Source organism: Amycolatopsis nalaikhensis, assembly GCF_030264295.1.
GTDB lineage: Bacteria > Actinomycetota > Actinomycetes > Mycobacteriales > Pseudonocardiaceae > Amycolatopsis > Amycolatopsis nalaikhensis.
Genome location: NZ_CP127173.1, coordinates 7,595,324 through 7,612,820 on the forward strand (window position 1 = coordinate 7,595,324; position 17,497 = coordinate 7,612,820).

Below are 17,497 nucleotides of genomic sequence, written 5' to 3' on the forward strand. Positions count from 1 at the left end.
GGCAACGCCTGATTGAGTGTTCAACCAGGGGTATGATGGGGGTATGTCCGAAACCCGATGGCTCAGCGACGACGAGCAGCGCGTCTGGCGTGAGTTCAACACGGCCACCCGCATGCTCAGCGCGCACCTCGAGGGGCAGCTGCAGCACGACTCGGGCATGCCGCACACCTACTACGAAGTCCTCGTGGCCCTGTCCGAAGCGCCCGGCCGCCGGCTGCGGATGAGCGAACTCGCCGACGCGCGCCAGGCGTCGCGGAGCCGGCTCTCGCACGCCGTAGCGCGGCTGGAGGCGAACGGCTGGGTGCGGCGCGAGGCCTGCCCGACCGACAAGCGCGGTGCCTGGGCGGTGCTGACCGACGCCGGGTTCGCCGCCCTCGAAGCGGCCGCGCCGGGACACGTCGAGGCCGTCCGAGAGAGCCTGTTCGACCCGCTGACGCCGGAGCAGATCGCCGCGCTCGGCGAGATCAGCGCCGCGATCCGCCGCCAGCTCTCCCCGAAGTGCGCCGCCGCGCAGGCCGCCGAAGACGCGCGCGAGTTCGCCGGGCTGCCGAAATCGGGCTGACCCGGGGCGGCGCGTCGGCATCACCTCGACGGGTCGATAGGCTGCCATCGCCCACCCGACCCTCGTAGCCAGGTGCCTCGACGAACCGATGCTCAATATCTTCGCGCGTGCTTCCGTCTCCCGCGTCACCGACCCGATCGGCCAGGCGCTGGTCCGGGCCGGGCTGACCCCGAACGTGATGACCGTGCTCGGCACCGCCGGCGCGGTCGTCTGCGCCCTGGTCTTCTTCCCGAACGACCACCTGCTGTGGGGCACCTTCACGGTGTGGGGCTTCGCCATGCTCGACCTGCTCGACGGCGCCATGGCCCGCGCCCGCGGCTACGGCACCCCGTTCGGCGCGGTGCTCGACGCGACCTGCGACCGGCTGGTCGACGGCGCCCTGTTCGCCGCGATCGCCTGGTGGTGCTTCGTCGTCGACGACAACCACCCGGCCGCCGCCGCGGCCCTGCTGTGCCTGGTGCTCGCCCAGGTCATCTCCTACGTCAAGGCCCGGGCCGACGCCTCCGGCCTGCCGGTCGACGGCGGGCTCGTCGAGCGCGCGGAGCGGCTGATCATCGCGCTCGTCGGCACCGGCCTGCACGGCTTCGGCATCCCGTACACCGTGGACGTGACGCTCTGGCTGCTGGCCATCGGCTCCGTCATCACGTTGCTGCAGCGCTTCTTCGCGGTAGCGAAGGCGGCCCGCGAGGCCGCCGCCGGGGAGCATTCGGCATGAGCAAGGTGTCCGAGCGGCTGAGCGCTTTCGGGTACGCGGCCGGCTGGCGCTTGGCCGGCTGGCTGCCCGCGGGCTTCGGCGGCACGGTCTTCTCGCTCGGCGCCGACCTCGCCGTCCGGCGCGACGGCGGGGGAGTGCGGCAGCTGCGCGCGAACCTCGCCCGCGTGGTGCCGCAGGCCGACCCGGCCGAGCTGGACGAGCTGACGCGGCGGGCGATGCGCTCGTACGCGCGGTACTGGCACGAGACGTTCCGGCTGCCGTCGATGGACCACAAGGAGGTCAGCGGCAAGGTCGCGGCGTCGATCACCGGCGTGGAGAACCTCGACGCCGCGCTCGCCGAGGGCAACGGCGCGGTGATGGCGCTGCCGCACAGCGGGAACTGGGACGTCGCCGGCGTCTGGCTGGCCGACTACCTCGGCGGGTTCACGACCGTCGCCGAGCGGCTGAAGCCGGAGTCGCTCTACCGCCGGTTCGTCGCCTACCGCGAGTCGCTCGGCTTCGAGATCCTCCCGCTGACCGGTGACAGCTCGGCCATGCGCGTGCTGCTGAAGCGGCTGCGGGAGAACAAGGCCGTCTGCCTGCTCGGCGACCGGGACCTGACCAGCACCGGGATCCCGGTGAAGTTCTTCGGCGAGCCCGCGCGGATGCCCGGCGGGCCCGCCCGGCTGGCCGCGACGACCGGGGCGGCCCTGATCCCGGCGGGCTGCTGGTTCACCGAGGACGGCTGGCAGATCCGGCTGCACCCGCGGATCCGGGTGACCGCGCGGGCCGAGGTCCCGGCGGCGACCCAGGCGCTGGCGGACATCTTCGCCGGCGACATCGCCGCGCACCCGGCCGACTGGCACATGGTGCAGAAGTTCTGGCCCGCCGACCTCGAGGCCGCCGAGCGGGTCAGCCTCGAAGAGGCGAGCTGAGCGTGGCCACGCGCCCGATGCGGGTCGGGATCGTCTGCCCCTACTCGTTCGACGTGCCCGGCGGGGTGCAGGGCCACGTCATCGACCTGACGAAGGCGCTGCTGGCGCGCGGGCACCAGGTGTCCGTGCTGGCCCCCGCCGACGAGGACGCGGAACTGCCGGAGTTCGTCCACCCGGCGGGCAAGGCGCTCGGCATCCCGTACAACGGCTCGGTCGCGCGGCTGCAGTTCGGCCCGGTGTCCTACGCGCGCGTCCGGCGCTGGATCCGCGACGGCGACTTCGACGTCCTGCACTTGCACGAGCCGGCCGCGCCGAGCCTTTCGCTGCTGGCGCTGCTCATCGCGGACGGCCCGATCGTGGCGACGTTCCACACGGCGACGACGCGCTCGCGCACCCTCTCGGCGTTCCAGCCGGTGCTGCGGCCGCTGCTGGAGAAGATCACCGCGCGGATCGCGGTGTCCGCCCTGGCCCGCCGGGTGCAGGTGGAGCACGCGGGCGGCGACGCGGTGGAGATCCCCAACGGCGTCGACGTCGAGTTCTTCTCCTCGGCGACGCCGCTGCCGGGCTACCCGCGCGCGGGCGGCACCCTCGGGTTCGTCGGCCGGTTCGGCGAGCCGCGCAAGGGGATGGGCGTGCTGCTGGAGGCGCTGCGGCGGATCCTGCCGGAGTTCGAGGACCTGCGGCTGGTCGTGGTGGGCCGGGGCGACGCCGAGCAGCTGCTGCGCGAGGCCGGGCCCGAGCTGGCACCGCACGTCGAGCTGCTCGGCCAGGTCGACGACGACGTCAAGGCGCGGGCGCTGCGCAGCGTCGACGTCTACTGCGCGCCGAACACCGGCGGCGAGAGCTTCGGCATGATCCTCACCGAGGCGATGGCGGCCGGCACCCCGGTGCTGGCCAGCGACCTCGACTCGTTCCGGCGCGTGCTGGACGACGGCCGCGCCGGGATGCTCGTCGAAACCGGCGACCCGGGCGCGCTCGCGGACGGCCTGCGTGAGCTGCTGGGCGACCCGGCGCGCCGGGCGTCGCTGGCCGCGGCGGCGGGTGAGCGGGTCACGATGTACGACTGGTCGGTGGTGGCCACGCAGGTGCTGCGGGTTTACGAGACGGCCGTGGCCGCCGACCCGCGGCGCGTCGCGGCGACGGCCGAGCGGGAGCTCGCCCGGTGACCGTGCTCGGCTGGCTGCTCCCGCTGCTCGCGCTCCTCGTCGTGCTGGGCGGGCTGTTCCTGGTGGCGACCGCGAACCGGCTCGACCGGCTGCACGTCCGGATGGACGCGGGCTGGGCCGCCCTCGACGCGGCGCTGGCCCGCCGCGCGGTCGTGGCGCGCGCTGTCGCGGCGGTGCTGGGCGACACGGCGTTGCGGACGTCGGCCGAGCGCGCCGAAGCTGCGCCGCGAGCCGACCGCGAGGCCCTCGAAGGGGACCTGACCCTGCACCTCAGCCGGATCGACCGGGCGGGGCTGCCCGCCGAGCTGGCCGAGGAGCTGACCGACGCGGAGCACCGCGTGGTGATCGCCCGCCGCGTCCACAACGACGCCGTCCGCGACACGCTGCGGCTGCGGCGCCGTCGCAAGGTGCGGTACTTCCGGCTCGCGGGGACGGCCCCGCAGCCGGAGTACTTCGAGTTCGCCGAACCGGAGGTCTGACATGTGGTGGGTGGTCGTCGAAGAACAGCGCGGCGGGGGCGACGCGCGCACCTGGGCCGTCACGAAGACGAAGCCGGCGGGCGGGGACCGGGCCAACGCGGACGAGGTCGCCCGACGGCTGGCGTTCGCGCACGAGCCGGTGCACCCGTCGTCGGTCAAGGAGCGGAAGGTGCTGCGGGTGGGCGACGGCTACCTCGTGATCGCGACCGGCCGCACGCAGACGTTCCACTTCCGCGTCACCCTCGGCGAAACCCTGGCCGAGCCGGAGGACTGAGGCCGTGGGCTGGTGGGTGGTCGTCGAAGAGCAGCGTGGCATGGGCGAAAACCGGAACTGGTCGCTGTCGGAGCGGTTTCCCTTCGCCGACCGGGAAACCGCCGAGGCCGAGGCGCTGCGGCTGGCGCGGGAGTACCAGCCCGCCTACCCGTGGTCGCCGAAGTCGCGGCAGGTCCTGCGCGGCCCCGGCGGCTACCTGGTGGTCGTCGAGGGCCGGACGTCGACGTTCCACTTCCGGTTGAGCGTGCTCGAAGAGATCTGAAACCACCCGGGCCCCGGCCGCGTCGGAAGCGGCATGGGTTCGACGTGGTGGGTGGTCATCGAAGAGCAGGGCGGCACGGGCGACGGCCGGGGCTGGTCGGTCGCCGACGCGGCGCCGTACCCCGGCCGCGACGTCGCCGAGGGCGAGGCGTACCTGCTGGCCAAGCAGCACCGGCCGCCGCGGCCGTGGTCGCCGCAGGGCCGGACGGTGCTGCGGGTGAGCGACGGCTACCTGGTGCTCGTCAAGGGCAAGACCGACGTGTGGCAGTTCCGGGTGACGCTGGGCGAACAGGTCGGCGGCTGACAGACTGAGCGGATGAGTGAGAGCTGCGACGTCGCCCACGGCACGGCTCCGGCCGACCCCGGCGTGCGGACGCTGGTGGCGGTCTTCGCGTCGCCGGTGTCGCGGTACCTGCTGAAGTTCGCGAAGGACCTCGGCTACCACGTGGCCCTGTTCGAGCCCGATCCCGCGCGCGTCACCGACGTGCCGGACGGCTTCGCGGCGGACACCGCGCTGCCGCCGCTCGACGGGGCGGCGGACGTGGTCGTCACCGACCACCACCGGCCCGAGCTGGGCGAGGTCCTGAAGGCGGCGTTGGCCGGGCAGCCGCGGTGGGTCGGCGTGCTCGGCAACCCGCGTCACCCGGGCCCGCACGTGGCCGCGTTGCAGGGCCTCGGCGTGGCCGAGGAGGACATCGCCCGGGTGCACCGGCCGGTCGGGCTGAACATCGGCTCCCGGACGCCGCCCGAGATCGCGCTGGCCACCCTGGCCGGGCTGATCGCCGATCGCAACGACCGCCCCGGCGGCTTCGACTTCTGACCCGGTCGTGAGTGTTTAGGGCGGTTAGAACCGCCCTGAACACTCACGACCGGGCGCGCGGCTAGTGGACCGCCATCCCTTCCGGCATCGGCTCGAACCTCGCGTGGCGGCGGGTGAAGGTCGCCGTGCCCGAGGTCATCGAGCGCAGGTCGATCAGGTAGCGGACCAGCTCCGTCGCCGGGACCTCCGCCCGGATCACCGTCCGGCCGCCTTCGCCCGCCTCGGTGCCCAGCACCCGGCCGCGCCGGGACGACAGGTCACCCAGCACCGTGCCGAGGTGCTCGTCCGGCAGCCGGATCGCCACCTCTTCGAGCGGCTCCAGCATCGTGATGTGGCCGTTCGCCGCCGCCTCCCGCAACGCCAGCGCGCCCGCCGTCTGGAAGGCCGCGTCCGACGAGTCGACGCTGTGGGCCTTCCCGTCGACCAGGGTCACCTTCACGTCGACCACCGGGTGGCCGTCGGCCAGCCCCTTCTGCAGCTGGGCCCGCACGCCCTTCTCCACGCTCGGGATGAACTGGTGCGGCACCGCGCCGCCGACCACCTTGTCGACGAACTGGAACCCGCTCCCGCGCGGCAGCGGCTCGACCTCGATGTCGCAGACGGCGAACTGGCCGTGCCCGCCGGACTGCTTGACGTGCCGCCCGTGTCCCTTGGCGGGCTTGGTGAACGTCGAGCGCAGGCTGATCTTCACCGGCTCGGTGTCGACGTCCGCGCCGCCCGCCCGCAGGCGCGACAGCACGACGTCGGCGTGGGCCTCGCCCATGCACCACAGCACCAGCTGGTTGGTCTCGGCGTTGCGGTCCAGCCGCAGCGTCGGGTCACCCGCCACGAGCCGGGACAGGTTGCGCGCCAACGTGTCCTCGTCGCTGCGGGTCTTCGCGACCACGGCCACCGGCAGCAGCGGTTCCGGCATCGCCCACGGCTCCATCAGCAGCGGCTCGTCCGGCGACGAAACCGTGTCGCCGGTTTCCGCCGACCCGACCTTCGTCAGCGCGCAGAGGTCACCCGCGACGCAGTAGGGCACCTCGCGCAGGTTCGCGCCGAGCGGCGAATAGAGGTGCGCGACGCGCTCGTCGGCGTCGTGGTCCTCGTGGCCGCGTTCGGCGAGGCCGTGCCCGGACACGTGCACCGGCCGCTCCGGCCGCAGCGTCCCGGAGAACACCCGGACGAGGGACACCCGGCCGACGTAGGAGTCGGCGGCCGTGCGGACGACCTCCGCGGCGAGGGGGCCCGCGGGGTCGGCGGAGAGCGCGGCGTGCGGCGCGCCGTCCGGTGTGGTGACGTCGGGGGGCTGGTGCTCGAGCGGGGAGGGGAAGGCGCGGACGATCCCGTCGAGCACCTCGGCCAAGCCGATCCCGCTGGTCGCGCAGACCGGGATGACCGGGTGGAAGGACCCGCGCGCGACGGCCGTCTCGAGGTCGGTGATCAGCGTGTCCTCGGCGATCTCCTCCCCGGCGAGGTAGCGGTCCATCAGGGTCTCGTCCTCGCTCTCGGCGATGATCCCCTCGATGAGCTCGTTGCGGGCCTCGGCCATCCGTTCCAGGTCGGCCGGGTCCGGCTCGCCGATCTTCGGCGGGTGGCCGCCGGAGTAGTCGAAGTACCGCTGGGTGATCAGCCCGACCAGGCCGTCGCCCGCGGGCAGGTACAGCGGCAGCACCCCGGCGCCGAACGCGGCCTGGCAGGCGGCGATCTCGGCCATCGCGTCGGCCCGGTGGTGGTCGAGCCGGGAGACGACGACCGCGCGCGGCATCCCGACCGCCGCGCACTCCTCCCACACCGCGACCGTCGCCGCGTCGACCCCTTCAGCGGCGCAGACGACGAACAACGCGGCGTCGGCCGCGCGCAGCCCGGCCCGCAGCTCCCCGACGAAGTCGGCGTAGCCCGGCGTGTCGATCAGGTTGATCTTGTGGCCCTGGTGCAGCACCGGCGCGACCGAGAGGCCGACCGAACGCTGCTGGCGCACCGCCGCGGGGTCGTGGTCGCATACCGTCGTCCCCTCCACCACCGAGCCCGCGCGCGGGACGGTGCCGGACGCCGCGAGCAGCGCCTCGGTGAGGGTCGTCTTCCCCGAGCCGGACGGGCCGACGAGCACGACGTTGCGGACCTTCGCGGGGTCGTCCACAGCGACGGCGGCCCCGGTGTCGGCGTTCCTGGCTTGTTTGTCTGCCATGACGACTCCTCGGCGAACGGCTGGTGTACGGGATGTGTCCTCGATCACACACCCGCTACCCTGGTCACGGCAAGGCAGGGCTTCCGGGACCAGCCGAATGCCCGGGGGGACACGGGGCAGGGGGAGAGCATGGACAGGCGGACGTTCTTGCGGGTTTCCGGTGCGGTGCCGGTGGCGGGGCTGGCGGGCTGGCCGCCGCCGGACGACTGGGAGCGGCTGCGCGCGCGGCTCGCCGGGCCGCTGTTCCGGCCGGGCGACCCCGGCTACGCCGACGCCAAGCTGGTCTTCTTCACGATGTACGACGACCGCGTGCCGGCGGCCGTGGTCGGCGCCGCGTGCGTCGAGGACGTCCAGCTCGCGGTCGCGTTCGCCGCGCGGCACCGGCTGCCGGTCGCCGCGCGCGGCGGCGGGCACAGCTACCCCGGCTACTCCACTGTGGACGGCGGGATCGTCGTGGACCTGAGCCGCTTTTCGGGGATCGAGGTGCGGCCGGACGGGCGCGCGGTGATCGGTGCCGGCGCCAAGCTCGGGCCGATCGCCACGACGCTCGCCGCGGCGGGGCGCGTGCTGCCGGCCGGCAGCTGCGACACCGTCGGCATCGCCGGGCTCGCCCTCGGTGGCGGGGTCGGCGTCCTCGACCGGAAGTACGGCCTGACCTGCGACCACCTGGAGGCGGCGCGGATCGTCACGGCCGACGGCCGGGTGCGCACGGTCTCCGCGGCCGCGGAGCCGGACCTGTTCTGGGCGCTGCGCGGCGGGGGCGGCGGGAACTTCGGCATCGTCACCGGCTTCACCTTCCGGACCGTGCCGATCGCCGACGTCGCCACCTTCGACCTCAAGTTCCCGGCGGACGCGCGGACCGCGCTGTTCGCGGCCTGGCAGGAGTGGCAGCCCGCGGCGCCGGACGAGCTGTGGTCCGGGATGGGCCTCGCCTGGAACGAGGCGTCGCTCGGCGGCACCTTTCTCGGCCCGCGAGCCCGGATGCACGAGCTGCTCGAAGACCTCGTCCGGCGGGTCGGCACCCAGCCCGTCGAGTGGCACGAAGCCGTCCAGGACCACCTGACCGCCATGCGGACCTTCGACGACCACGACTCCCGGCCGGGTGCCGCCGCGGCGGCCCGCTACGCCTACACCGGGACGTCGCGGATGCTGACGCGCCCGGCCGAAGACCCGGCGGCCGTGGTCGAGGTTCTGACCCGCGACCCCGGCGTCCGCACGATCGTGGACTCCGGTGGCGGCGCGATCGCCCGCGTCGGCGTCCGCGAAACGCCGTTCCCGCACCGGAAGGCACTGGCGAGCCTCCAGTTCCTGCACGGCGCGGAACCCGCCGACGGTGGCCTGGCCGGGGCGCGGCGGTCGCTCGCCGCGGTCCGCGACGGGCTCGGGCCGGAGTTCGGCACCACCGGGTACGTCAACTACCTCGACCCGGAGATGCCGGACTGGGCGCACGCGTACTACGGGGTGAACGCGGAGCGGCTGCGCGCTGTCGCCCGGAAGTATGACCCGCGAGGAATTTTCGCTTTCCCGCAAGGGCTTTCCGCGGCCCGCTCGACTGTCCACATCGGAGGGACGTAGACTCCGCGGCACGTCGGCAGAGAGGCAGCGCGTGCTCGACCTGGCATTCTCCACAGAGGACCTGGCGCACACCCGGTTTGCGTTCTCCCCGGCGTGGGAGATCGTCGCGAGCGTGCGCGTCCTGAACCTGCCGGGAGAGCACGCCCTGCACCTGCCGTGGGTCAAGCGCGCCACGGCGGCCCTCGACGCGGCCGGGCTGGACATCACGCTGCTGCGCGACCTCGTCCCCGTCCGGCACCTGCCGGGCTTCCTCGCCGGGACGCCCTCGACGCCGTTGCCCGAGCTGGCCGACGAGCTCGCCGACCTCCGCGACGTGCCCGCCCGCGTCGTCCGGCGCGAGCTGGACGCGATGGCCGGGCCGCGCACGCCCGCGCTGAACCGGTTCCACCGCGACCCCGAAGCGGGGCTCGAGCGGCTCGCGACGCTGATGGAGCGGTACTGGGAGCTGGTGCTCGCCCCGGAGTGGCCCCGGATCCGCGCGCTGCTCGAAGCCGACGTGCTGCACCGGTCGCGGCTGCTGGCCCAGGGCGGGGCCGCCGAGCTGTTCAACGACCTCACCCCGATGGTCCGCTGGCAGGGCGGCACGCTCACGGTGGCGCACCGGCACCTGCACGCCGCCGTCCCGCTCGACGGGCGCGGCCTGGTGCTGGTGCCTTCGGCGTTCGTCTGGCCGCGGGTGTTCTCCAAGACCGACCCGCGCTGGCAGCCGGTGCTGCGCTACCCGCCGCGCGGGATCGCCACGCTGTGGGAGACCGGCAGCGCCGCCGCGCCCGGCGCGCTGGCCGCCGTGGTGGGCCGCGGCCGGGCGATGCTGCTGGCCGAGCTGGCCGCACCGGCGTCGACCGCCGAGCTCGCCCGCCGGAGTGGCCTCACCGCCGGCGCGGTGTCCCAGCACCTCGGCGCCCTGAAGGCCGCGGGCCTGGTCAGCGGGCATCGTGCCGGACGTCACGTCCTCTACGCGCGCACCCGGCTCGCGGAAGCCCTGGTCGCGGGCACCGGCGAAGTGGACTGCTGAGATACCCGCGTACTGGCCTGCTTGAAGGGTCCACCACCGACCTACCCTCGGAGGCGTACCCCTCGATTTCGTGTGGAAAGGCCCCGTCGTGTCCGAGCAGCAGACCACCCCCTCCAACGGCACGGTCCAGTCCGTCACCGGTACCGCCAAGGTGAAGCGCGGCATGGCCGAGATGCTCAAGGGCGGCGTGATCATGGACGTGGTCACCGCCGAGCAGGCCAAGATCGCCGAAGACGCCGGCGCGGTCGCGGTGATGGCGCTGGAGCGCGTGCCCGCCGACATCCGCGCCCAGGGCGGCGTCGCGCGGATGAGCGACCCCGACCTGATCGACGGCATCATCGAGGCCGTCTCGATCCCGGTGATGGCCAAGGCCCGCATCGGCCACTTCGTCGAGGCGCAGGTCCTGCAGAGCCTCGGCGTCGACTACATCGACGAGTCCGAGGTACTCACCCCGGCCGACTACGCCAACCACATCGACAAGTGGGCCTTCACGGTGCCCTTCGTCTGCGGCGCGACCAACCTCGGCGAGGCCCTGCGCCGGATCACCGAGGGCGCGGCGATGATCCGCTCCAAGGGCGAGGCGGGCACCGGCGACGTCTCCAACGCCACCACGCACATGCGCAAGATCCGCCAGGAGATCCGGCGGCTGCAGACGCTGCCCGAGGACGAGCTGTTCGTCGCGGCGAAGGAGCTGCAGGCGCCGTACGAGCTGGTCAAGGAGGTGGCGCAGGCCGGCAAGCTCCCGGTGGTGCTGTTCACGGCGGGCGGCATCGCGACCCCGGCCGACGCGGCGATGATGATGCAGCTCGGCGCCGAGGGCGTGTTCGTCGGCTCGGGCATCTTCAAGTCGGGCAACCCGGCCCAGCGCGCCGAGGCGATCGTCAAGGCGACGACGTTCTACGACGACCCGGACGTCCTGGCGAAGGTGTCGCGCGGCTTGGGCGAGGCCATGGTGGGCATCAACGTCGAGGAGCTCCCGGAGCCGCACCGCCTCGCCGAGCGCGGCTGGTGAGTGCGGACGGGGCTACCGCCCTGGTGACGCCGGTCTTTCCCGCGGTCGACGGGTGAAGACGAGGGAGCCCTGGAGCCGAACGGTTCCAGGGCTCCCTGCTTTCCGATGCCCGGCCCGGCATCGTGCTGGGCACTTGAGCGCGCCGTCGGTTCCGGAGGGATGCTGAGGCATCAACGTTGCGATCGATGGGGGCTTCGGTTTTGGGGATGTCGCATGTCGGCCGGCACGTGGTCGGCCACTATGCCGGAGGCTGGTGAGGGCAGGTCCCGCTCTTCGATGTCCACCACGTGGCACTGCCAGCCGACCCCGGCTTGGAAACGCGCCAACCGGACCTGGGCCGCTCCCAACGGCCGGTCGGGCTCTCGGCTGGCCCGACCTCGGAACCAGACGTCCGAGATCCCGTCCGGCAGGACGAGGTCCTCGACTGTCTCCGCGGACCTGTCGCCGTACGAGTCGGACAGGCGATAGAAGTAGTGACCCACGTCGTGACCTCGCGCGAAGAGGAAAAGATGTCGCTCATTCGCGTGCTGGTTCTGCAGTTTCCTGATGTTCTCGAGCGCCCAGCTCGTCTCCAGGAGTTCAGTGCATACGGCAGCGAGTTCGTTCATACGTAGCGGGACCGACCCGCTCTCCGTCTGAGGTCGGCCTTCCTTCTTCGCCCTTGCCCAATCAGCCATGAGTTTCGTGGCCGGGGGCGAAGTGACCTCGACGATGCCTCGACCCTGGCCGTCGGGCATCACCCAAGAGCCATCCGGCATCTTGTCCCCGGCGCCGGCGTCGGCAAGCCGGATGTCGACGCCGAGTATCTGCTCCATAGCCAAGAAGGCGATCTCTTCTTCTCGGCGTGCCTTGGCGCCGGAGCTGTTGCTCATGGTCCGGAGAATAGGCCTCGTGGACGGATTGTTCGCGGTACTTTTTGCGGCACGGGAGTCCGGCTGGTGATCCTCTAGACGTATTCGGAGATCTCGACGCCGTAAGTGCCCGGCTCGAGGGCTTCGAAGATGTGCGGGACGTCGCCCGGGTAGGAGATGTAGTCGCCGGGGTTCAGCTCCTCCGGTGCCTCCAGCACGCCCACCCGGGCGCGTCCCGCGCACAGCACGATGTGCTCCATCACGCCGGTCATGTGCGGGTCGGACCGTCGCGGTGTGCCGGGTTCCGCCCGGATGAGGTACATGTCCCGCCGCGCGGACGGGGGGCAGGCCGACAGCAGCGTGCACGCGTAGTCGGCGTGTTCGGCGAACACCGTCGGGCCCTTGCCCGCCCGGATGACGCGCACCTTCGGCCGCTCCGGCTCGACCAGCCGCGAGAACGGCACGTCGAGGGCGACGCCGAGCGCCCACAGCGTCTCGACGCTCGGGTTGCCGGTCCCGGACTCGAGCTGGGACAGCGTCGACTTGGCCAGGCCCGCGCGGCGCGCGACCTCGGTCAGGGACAGTCCCGCGCGGGTGCGTTCCCGGCGCAGCGACGCCGCGATGATCTCCAGCGGCGCGCCCGTGGCTTCCTGCGACATGCCGTTCGCTCCATCAGTCGTTCTGTTCGCCTTGACGAACACGGCGGCTTGTGTTCACCATAGAACACATGCGTTCGATTTGGCGAACACTCGATCGGGGTCTCGCCCGCGACATCGGCCTGGTCTGTCTCGCCGATTGTCTCGTGGGCGTCTCCTACGGCGCCATCGCGGTGAGCTCGGGCTTCCCGCTGTGGCTGCCGATGCTGATGTCGCTCCTGGTCTTCGCCGGCGCGTCGCAGTTCATGTTCATCGGCATCGTGGCGGCGGGCGGCAACCCGTTCGCGGCCGTGCTGGCCGGGCTGCTGGCCAACGCGCGGCACCTGCCGTTCGGCTTCGCGATCGGCGACGTCTTGGGCCGGCGGTGGGCCGCGAGGCTGGCCGGCAGCCACCTGATGATCGACGAGTCGGTGGCGTTCGCGCTGGCCCAGCGGGAGGCGCACCGGCGCCGGGCGGCGTACTGGGCCTGCGGGATCGGCCTGTTCGCCTGCTGGAACATCGGCGTCGTCGCCGGCGCGTTCGCGGGCACGGCGATCAGCGACACGGACGTGTTCGGCCTGGACGCCGCGTTCCCGGCGGTGCTGCTGGCGCTGGTGCTGCCGTCGCTGCGCGACCGGGCGGCCCGGCTGCCGGTGCTGATCGGCGTGCTGGTCGCCCTGGCCGCGACGCCGTTCTTGCCCGCCGGGCTGCCGGTGTTGCTGGCGCTGGCCGGGGTGCTGGCGGGCGTCGCGGCGAAGGAACCCGAACTGCAGGAGGCGCGCTGATGGACGGGGTGGAGCTGCTGGTCGGCACGGTGGTGCTGGCCCTGGGGACGTTCGCCTTCCGGTTCGCGGGCCCGGTGCTGCGCAGCCGGGTGAAGCTGTCGCCGCGCGCCGAACGCCTGATGGCGCTGGCCGCGGTGGTGCTGCTGGCCGCGCTGGTCGCGGTGAGCGCGTTGACCGAAGGGCACGGCTTCGCGGGCTTCGCGCGCCCGGCGGGGGTCCTGGTGGCCGGGGTGCTGGCGTGGCGGAAGGCACCGTTCGTGCTGGTGGTGGTGGCGGCCGCGGCGACGGCGGCCCTGCTGCGCCTGGCCGGGGTGCCCTGAGGCTCCCGCTGTTGTCCGGTCGCCAGCACCCCAAGGCGGCCTTGGTTGCGTCTTACGCACCCAAGGCCGCCTTCGGTGCGTCTCACGCACCGAAGGCCACCTTGGGGCGCTCGGGACCGGGGTTGACCTGCTGGGGAGGCTGCGGGGGAGGGCGTCTAGGCTGGTGGGAAGGTTTTTCGGGAGGTCGGGTTGTCGTCAGTGCCGGTGATCGGGGTGCTCGCCATGCAGGGCGCCGTGCGGGAGCACGTCGCGATGCTGGAAGAAGCGGGCGCGCGGGCGATGCCGGTGCGCCGCCCCGGTGAGCTGTCCGAAGTGGACGGACTCGTGCTGCCCGGCGGCGAGTCGACCACCATGTCGCGGCTGCTGGAGAGCTTCGAGCTGCTGGAGCCGCTGCGGGCGCGGATCGCCGACGGGCTGCCCGCCTTCGGTTCGTGCGCCGGGATGATCCTGCTGGCGCGGCAAGCCCTCGACGGGCGGCCGGACCAGCAGCAGCTCGGCGGGCTCGACGTCGTCGTCCGGCGCAACGCCTTCGGCAGGCAGGTCGACTCGTTCGAGGCGGACCTCGACTTCGCCGAGGTGCCGGGTGGCCCGGTGCACGCGGTGTTCATCCGGGCCCCGTGGGTCGAGAAGGCCGGTGACGGCGTCGAGGTGCTGGCCACGGTCGGCGGTGTGCCCGGTGTGGGAGACGACACCGCTAGGATCGTCGCGGTCCGGCAAGGGGCGGTGCTGGCGACCGCGTTCCACCCGGAACTGACGCCCGACGTGCGGGTGCACCGGCTGTTCGTCGACCTCGTGCGACAGGCTGCCTGAGACGCGGTGCCCGGCCGGGGTACGGAACAGATGGAGGAGAGATGAGCGGCCACTCCAAGTGGGCCACCACGAAGCACAAGAAGGCCAACCTCGACGCGAAGCGCGGCAAGCTCTTCGCGCGGTTGATCAAGAACATCGAGGTGGCCGCCCGCACGGGCACCGGTGGTGGCGACCCGGACGGCAACCCCACGCTCTACGACGCCATCCAGAAGGCCAAGAAGAACTCGGTCCCGCAGGACAACATCGAGCGCGCCCGCAAGCGCGGTGCCGGCGAAGAGGCCGGTGGCGCCGACTGGCAGACCATCACCTACGAAGGCTACGGCCCGAACGGCGTCGCCGTGCTGATCGAGTGCCTCACCGACAACCGCAACCGCGCGGCGTCGGAGGTCCGCACCGCGCTGACCCGCAACGGCGGCTCGCTCGCCGACCCGGGCTCGGTGGCGTACCTGTTCAACCGCAAGGGCGTCGTGCTCATGCCCAAGGCCGACGCGGGCGAGGACGACATCCTCATGGCGGTCCTCGACGCGGGTGCCGAGGAGGTCAACGACCTCGGCGAGAGCTTCGAGATCGTCTCCGAGGCGACCGACCTGGTCCCGGTCCGCAAGGCCCTGCAGGACGCCGGGTTCGAGTACGAGTCGGCCGACCTGACGTTCCTGCCGTCGGTGAGCGTCCCGCTCGACGCGGACGGCGCGAAGAAGGTCTTCAAGCTGATCGACGCCCTCGAAGACTGCGACGACGTCCAGAACGTGTACGCGAACTTCGATGTGTCGGACGAGGTGCTCGCCGAAGTCGGCTGAGTTTTTCCTTGTGCCACAACGCTTTCGTGCCCGGGTCGGAAACTTTCCGGCCCGGGCACTGGGCTCCGGCGGCCCGGTCGGGCAGAATGTGCGCCGTGACCTCCACGACCCCCGCCTCCTCCGCCGATCTCGCCGCCGAGCTGACCGTGGACGAACAGCGCCTCATCGAATGGATCGAGACGCAGGCGAAGGAACGCGGCAACGCCGTCATCACCGTCGCCGGTGACGACGAAGGTGCCAACTACTGCTTCACCGCCTGCGCGTGGGCGCTGCACAACGTGCCCGAGGCCGTCGTCGTCGGGCTGCCGGAGCAGATGGGCCCGGTCCTGCTCGACGCCTACGTCGACCGCGCGGCCAACGGCGAGATCTTCGAGGTCGGCAAGCGCTACGACGACTTCTTCGACGGCGTCCCGGTCGTCTTCGAGCGCGTGCACAAGGGCCACTACCCGCAGTACTTCGGCTCGGCGTTCCTCATCTACCCGGACGGCGACTTCCCGGCGCTGCAGCTGATCGTCGCGACGCCCGAGGGCAAGTTCCCCTGGCACCCGGACGCGCCGGAGGGCTTCGCGCAGTGGCAGCCGGTGCTCACCGGCAGCGGCGACCCCGAGAGCTGGACCCCCGGCGTCGACGGCCCCTAGAACTTCCGCAGGTCGGCAGCCGCTTCCGGGAACCGCAGAGCCAGGTCGGCGGCCGCCGCGAACTCGACGCAGTCTTCCGTGTAGGGCGGGACGACGACGGTGCCCAGCAGGCTCCACGGGCCGCGCGTCACGGTCGCCTGCCAGGTCCCGGCGGGCACGACGACCTGCGGCCGCTCGCCGGCGGCGACGTCGGTGCCGAGCACCGGCCGCTCGACCGAGCCGTCCGGGTGCAGCAGCAACATCTCCGCCGGTGCGCCCGCGTGGTGCGCGTACACCTCGACGCGGTCGAGCCGGTGCGGCGCGGAACGTTCGGGCGCGACGAGCAGGTAGTAGATCGCGGACCCGTCGGCCGAGCGCCAGCTCTGCGCCCACTGCCCGCCTTCGACGGGGAGCGGCTGGAGACCCAGGTGGGTGACGAAATCCGAGGGCTGCGGCATGTCCTCCATCCTGCCGCAGGAGCGCCCCAGTAGCCTGCATGCTCGAACGGATGTTCGCGGCGGGAAGGGAAAACTGTGCGGGTGCTCGGGGTCGACCCCGGTCTGACCAGGTGCGGCCTCGGCGTGGTCGACGGCGGCAAGGGCCGGGCCGTCCGCTGCGTCGCCGTCGACGTGGTGCGGACACCGCCCGACGCCGACCTGGCGCACCGGCTGCTCGGCATCTCCGACGAGGTCGAGCGGTGGATGGACAAGTACAAGCCCGCCGCCGTCGCGGTCGAGCGGGTCTTCGCCCAGCACAACGTCCGGACCGCGATGGGCACCGCCCAGGCGGGCGGCGTGGTCGCGCTGGCCGCCGCGCGGCGCGGGCTGCCGGTCGTCTTCCACACCCCGAGCGAGGTCAAGGCCGCGGTCAGCGGGTCGGGCCGCGCCGACAAGGCGCAGGTCACCGCCATGGTGATGCGGCTGCTCAACCTGGAGGTCGCCCCGAAGCCCGCGGACGCCGCCGACGCGCTCGCCCTCGCCATCTGCCACCTCTGGCGGGAGCCGATGCGGGCCCGGCTCGCCGAGGCCGAAGCCCGCGCGGCCGAGATGGCGCGCACCCACAAGGCCCGCCTCGCCGCGGCCGCGAAACAAGCCAAGAACCCAGGAGCAGCACGATGATCTCGTCGGTACGCGGGGAAGTCCTGTCGGTCGGCCTGGACCACGTCGTGGTCGAGGTCGGCGGGGTCGGCTTCGCCGTGCAGGCCACCCCCGCGACGCTGGCGACCCTGCGCCGCGGCGAAGAAGCCCGGCTGCACACCGCGCTGGTCGTGCGCGAGGACTCCTTGACGCTGTTCGGGTTCGCCGACGCCGACGCGCGCGAGCTGTTCGGGCTGCTGCAGACGGTGTCCGGGATCGGGCCGCGGCTCGCGCTGGCCACCCTCGCCGTCCTCGATCCCGACAAGCTGCGGGCCGCGCTGGTCGAAGGCAACATCACGGTGCTCACGTCGGTGCCCGGCATCGGCCGCAAGGGCGCCGAACGGCTCACCCTCGAGCTGCGGGACAAGGTCACCGCGCTCGGCGGCACCGGCGACGCGCCCGCGGTCACCGCGCCCGGCGCGCTGCGCTCGGAGGTCGTCGAAGCGCTGGCCGGGCTCGGTTTCCCGGCCAAGCAGGCCGAGCAGGCCGTCGACAAGGTGCTCGCCGACGGCGACGGCCACACGACGTCCAGCGTGCTGCGCGCCGCCTTGGCCACCCTCGGCCGGAAGCGGTAGGCGCGGGC

23 protein-coding genes are annotated in these 17,497 nt (G+C 72.8%); 19 read left to right on the forward strand and 4 right to left on the reverse strand.

Annotated features, from left to right (window positions below):
* The first annotated feature begins 43 nt into the window (after positions 1–43).
* The 9 genes from QP939_RS37185 (at position 44) to QP939_RS37225 (ending at position 5,191) form a co-directional block, all read left to right on the forward strand.
* The gene (locus QP939_RS37185) at positions 44–562 is read left to right on the forward strand and encodes a MarR family winged helix-turn-helix transcriptional regulator (protein WP_285451089.1); all 519 of its coding nucleotides are present in this window, start codon (positions 44–46) and stop codon (positions 560–562) included.
* An 88-nt stretch (positions 563–650) separates the two neighbouring features.
* Positions 651–1,277: a phosphatidylinositol phosphate synthase gene (gene pgsA, locus QP939_RS37190; RefSeq protein WP_285451090.1), complete on the forward strand. Its 627-nt coding sequence runs from the start codon at positions 651–653 to the stop codon at positions 1,275–1,277.
* Entirely contained in the window at positions 1,274–2,191 is a 918-nt protein-coding gene (locus QP939_RS37195) for a phosphatidylinositol mannoside acyltransferase (RefSeq protein ID WP_285451092.1), read from the forward strand. Before pgsA ends, QP939_RS37195 begins: the two co-directional genes overlap by 4 nt.
* Positions 2,192–2,208: 17 nt before the next feature.
* Entirely contained in the window at positions 2,209–3,357 is a 1,149-nt protein-coding gene (locus tag QP939_RS37200) for a glycosyltransferase family 4 protein (protein ID WP_285459933.1), read from the forward strand.
* Positions 3,354–3,836 (forward strand): NUDIX hydrolase, encoded by a 483-nt coding sequence (locus QP939_RS37205; protein ID WP_285451093.1) that lies wholly within the window; start codon positions 3,354–3,356, stop codon positions 3,834–3,836. The genes QP939_RS37200 and QP939_RS37205 overlap by 4 nt, the downstream gene beginning before the upstream one ends.
* 1 nt (position 3,837) lies before the next feature.
* Positions 3,838–4,110, forward strand: a complete 273-nt coding sequence (locus QP939_RS37210) for a hypothetical protein (RefSeq protein WP_285451094.1) — start codon at positions 3,838–3,840, stop codon at positions 4,108–4,110.
* Positions 4,111–4,114: 4 nt separating this feature from the next.
* Positions 4,115–4,372: a hypothetical protein gene (locus QP939_RS37215; protein WP_285451095.1), complete on the forward strand. Its 258-nt coding sequence runs from the start codon at positions 4,115–4,117 to the stop codon at positions 4,370–4,372.
* Positions 4,373–4,405: 33 nt separating this feature from the next.
* On the forward strand, positions 4,406–4,675 hold the full coding sequence (locus QP939_RS37220) for a hypothetical protein (RefSeq protein ID WP_285451096.1): 270 nt from the start codon (positions 4,406–4,408) through the stop codon (positions 4,673–4,675).
* Between the two features lie 12 nt (positions 4,676–4,687).
* Positions 4,688–5,191, forward strand: a complete 504-nt coding sequence (locus tag QP939_RS37225) for an XdhC family protein (protein WP_285451097.1) — start codon at positions 4,688–4,690, stop codon at positions 5,189–5,191.
* A 61-nt stretch (positions 5,192–5,252) separates the two neighbouring features.
* Here the strand turns inward: QP939_RS37225 and QP939_RS37230 are convergent, their stop codons facing one another.
* Positions 5,253–7,361 (reverse strand): elongation factor G-like protein EF-G2, encoded by a 2,109-nt coding sequence (locus QP939_RS37230; protein WP_285451098.1) that lies wholly within the window; start codon positions 7,359–7,361, stop codon positions 5,253–5,255.
* A 129-nt stretch (positions 7,362–7,490) separates the two neighbouring features.
* Between QP939_RS37230 and QP939_RS37235 the strand changes: the two genes are divergently transcribed.
* The 3 genes from QP939_RS37235 to pdxS all read left to right on the forward strand — a co-directional run bounded on the left by QP939_RS37235 (position 7,491) and on the right by pdxS (position 10,963).
* Entirely contained in the window at positions 7,491–8,936 is a 1,446-nt protein-coding gene (locus QP939_RS37235; protein ID WP_285451099.1) for an FAD-binding oxidoreductase, read from the forward strand.
* A 31-nt stretch (positions 8,937–8,967) separates the two neighbouring features.
* A complete protein-coding gene (locus QP939_RS37240) occupies positions 8,968–9,951 on the forward strand; it encodes an ArsR/SmtB family transcription factor (RefSeq protein ID WP_285451100.1) in 984 nt (327 codons plus the stop codon).
* A gap of 88 nt (positions 9,952–10,039) precedes the next feature.
* Complete coding sequence (gene pdxS, locus QP939_RS37245; protein WP_285451102.1) at positions 10,040–10,963, forward strand: pyridoxal 5'-phosphate synthase lyase subunit PdxS; 924 nt, start codon at positions 10,040–10,042, stop codon at positions 10,961–10,963.
* Positions 10,964–11,133: 170 nt separating this feature from the next.
* Here pdxS and QP939_RS37250 read toward each other — a convergent pair whose 3' ends face one another.
* Together QP939_RS37250 and QP939_RS37255 are read right to left on the reverse strand one after the other, a co-directional pair.
* Complete coding sequence (locus QP939_RS37250; RefSeq protein ID WP_285451104.1) at positions 11,134–11,835, reverse strand: hypothetical protein; 702 nt, start codon at positions 11,833–11,835, stop codon at positions 11,134–11,136.
* 74 nt (positions 11,836–11,909) lie between these two features.
* Complete coding sequence (locus QP939_RS37255; protein ID WP_285451105.1) at positions 11,910–12,473, reverse strand: helix-turn-helix domain-containing protein; 564 nt, start codon at positions 12,471–12,473, stop codon at positions 11,910–11,912.
* Between the two features lie 68 nt (positions 12,474–12,541).
* Here QP939_RS37255 and QP939_RS37260 point away from each other — a divergent pair, with 68 nt between their 5' ends.
* From QP939_RS37260 to QP939_RS37280, 5 genes are all read left to right on the forward strand, one after another.
* Positions 12,542–13,234, forward strand: a complete 693-nt coding sequence (locus QP939_RS37260; protein WP_285451106.1) for an AzlC family ABC transporter permease — start codon at positions 12,542–12,544, stop codon at positions 13,232–13,234.
* Entirely contained in the window at positions 13,234–13,554 is a 321-nt protein-coding gene (locus QP939_RS37265; protein ID WP_285451107.1) for an AzlD domain-containing protein, read from the forward strand. Before QP939_RS37260 ends, QP939_RS37265 begins: the two co-directional genes overlap by 1 nt.
* 189 nt (positions 13,555–13,743) lie before the next feature.
* Positions 13,744–14,364, forward strand: coding sequence for a pyridoxal 5'-phosphate synthase glutaminase subunit PdxT (gene pdxT / locus QP939_RS37270; RefSeq protein ID WP_285451108.1), 621 nt, complete (start codon positions 13,744–13,746; stop codon positions 14,362–14,364).
* A 41-nt stretch (positions 14,365–14,405) separates the two neighbouring features.
* Entirely contained in the window at positions 14,406–15,161 is a 756-nt protein-coding gene (locus tag QP939_RS37275; RefSeq protein ID WP_285451109.1) for a YebC/PmpR family DNA-binding transcriptional regulator, read from the forward strand.
* 86 nt (positions 15,162–15,247) lie between these two features.
* Positions 15,248–15,799: a DUF4262 domain-containing protein gene (locus QP939_RS37280; RefSeq protein WP_285451110.1), complete on the forward strand. Its 552-nt coding sequence runs from the start codon at positions 15,248–15,250 to the stop codon at positions 15,797–15,799.
* On the opposite strand, the gene QP939_RS37285 is transcribed toward QP939_RS37280, so the two are convergent.
* Positions 15,796–16,236: a cupin domain-containing protein gene (locus QP939_RS37285; RefSeq protein ID WP_285451111.1), complete on the reverse strand. Its 441-nt coding sequence runs from the start codon at positions 16,234–16,236 to the stop codon at positions 15,796–15,798. The two genes, QP939_RS37280 and QP939_RS37285, sit on opposite strands and share 4 nt — an antisense overlap.
* Before the next feature lie 75 nt (positions 16,237–16,311).
* Between QP939_RS37285 and ruvC the strand changes: the two genes are divergently transcribed.
* Entirely contained in the window at positions 16,312–16,896 is a 585-nt protein-coding gene (gene ruvC / locus QP939_RS37290) for a crossover junction endodeoxyribonuclease RuvC (protein ID WP_285451113.1), read from the forward strand.
* Positions 16,893–17,489: a Holliday junction branch migration protein RuvA gene (gene ruvA / locus QP939_RS37295; protein WP_285451115.1), complete on the forward strand. Its 597-nt coding sequence runs from the start codon at positions 16,893–16,895 to the stop codon at positions 17,487–17,489. Before ruvC ends, ruvA begins: the two co-directional genes overlap by 4 nt.
* The last annotated feature ends 8 nt before the right edge of the window (positions 17,490–17,497 follow it).

What these genes read in the sequence shown, in the direction of transcription:
- QP939_RS37185 (WP_285451089.1), top strand. Translation starts at nt 44, where the DNA reads ATGTCCGAAACCCGATGGCTCAGCGACGACGAGCAGCGCGTCTGGCGT.
- pgsA (WP_285451090.1), top strand. Translation starts at nt 651, where the DNA reads ATGCTCAATATCTTCGCGCGTGCTTCCGTCTCCCGCGTCACCGACCCG.
- QP939_RS37195 (WP_285451092.1), top strand. Translation starts at nt 1,274, where the DNA reads ATGAGCAAGGTGTCCGAGCGGCTGAGCGCTTTCGGGTACGCGGCCGGC.
- QP939_RS37200 (WP_285459933.1), top strand. Translation starts at nt 2,209, where the DNA reads ATGCGGGTCGGGATCGTCTGCCCCTACTCGTTCGACGTGCCCGGCGGG.
- QP939_RS37210 (WP_285451094.1), top strand. Translation starts at nt 3,838, where the DNA reads ATGTGGTGGGTGGTCGTCGAAGAACAGCGCGGCGGGGGCGACGCGCGC.
- QP939_RS37220 (WP_285451096.1), top strand. Translation starts at nt 4,406, where the DNA reads ATGGGTTCGACGTGGTGGGTGGTCATCGAAGAGCAGGGCGGCACGGGC.
- QP939_RS37225 (WP_285451097.1), top strand. Translation starts at nt 4,688, where the DNA reads ATGAGTGAGAGCTGCGACGTCGCCCACGGCACGGCTCCGGCCGACCCC.
- QP939_RS37230 (WP_285451098.1), bottom strand. Translation starts at nt 7,361, where the DNA reads ATGGCAGACAAACAAGCCAGGAACGCCGACACCGGGGCCGCCGTCGCT.
- QP939_RS37235 (WP_285451099.1), top strand. Translation starts at nt 7,491, where the DNA reads ATGGACAGGCGGACGTTCTTGCGGGTTTCCGGTGCGGTGCCGGTGGCG.
- QP939_RS37250 (WP_285451104.1), bottom strand. Translation starts at nt 11,835, where the DNA reads ATGAGCAACAGCTCCGGCGCCAAGGCACGCCGAGAAGAAGAGATCGCC.
- QP939_RS37255 (WP_285451105.1), bottom strand. Translation starts at nt 12,473, where the DNA reads ATGTCGCAGGAAGCCACGGGCGCGCCGCTGGAGATCATCGCGGCGTCG.
- QP939_RS37260 (WP_285451106.1), top strand. Translation starts at nt 12,542, where the DNA reads ATGCGTTCGATTTGGCGAACACTCGATCGGGGTCTCGCCCGCGACATC.
- QP939_RS37265 (WP_285451107.1), top strand. Translation starts at nt 13,234, where the DNA reads ATGGACGGGGTGGAGCTGCTGGTCGGCACGGTGGTGCTGGCCCTGGGG.
- QP939_RS37275 (WP_285451109.1), top strand. Translation starts at nt 14,406, where the DNA reads ATGAGCGGCCACTCCAAGTGGGCCACCACGAAGCACAAGAAGGCCAAC.
- QP939_RS37280 (WP_285451110.1), top strand. Translation starts at nt 15,248, where the DNA reads ATGTGCGCCGTGACCTCCACGACCCCCGCCTCCTCCGCCGATCTCGCC.
- QP939_RS37285 (WP_285451111.1), bottom strand. Translation starts at nt 16,236, where the DNA reads ATGCCGCAGCCCTCGGATTTCGTCACCCACCTGGGTCTCCAGCCGCTC.
- ruvA (WP_285451115.1), top strand. Translation starts at nt 16,893, where the DNA reads ATGATCTCGTCGGTACGCGGGGAAGTCCTGTCGGTCGGCCTGGACCAC.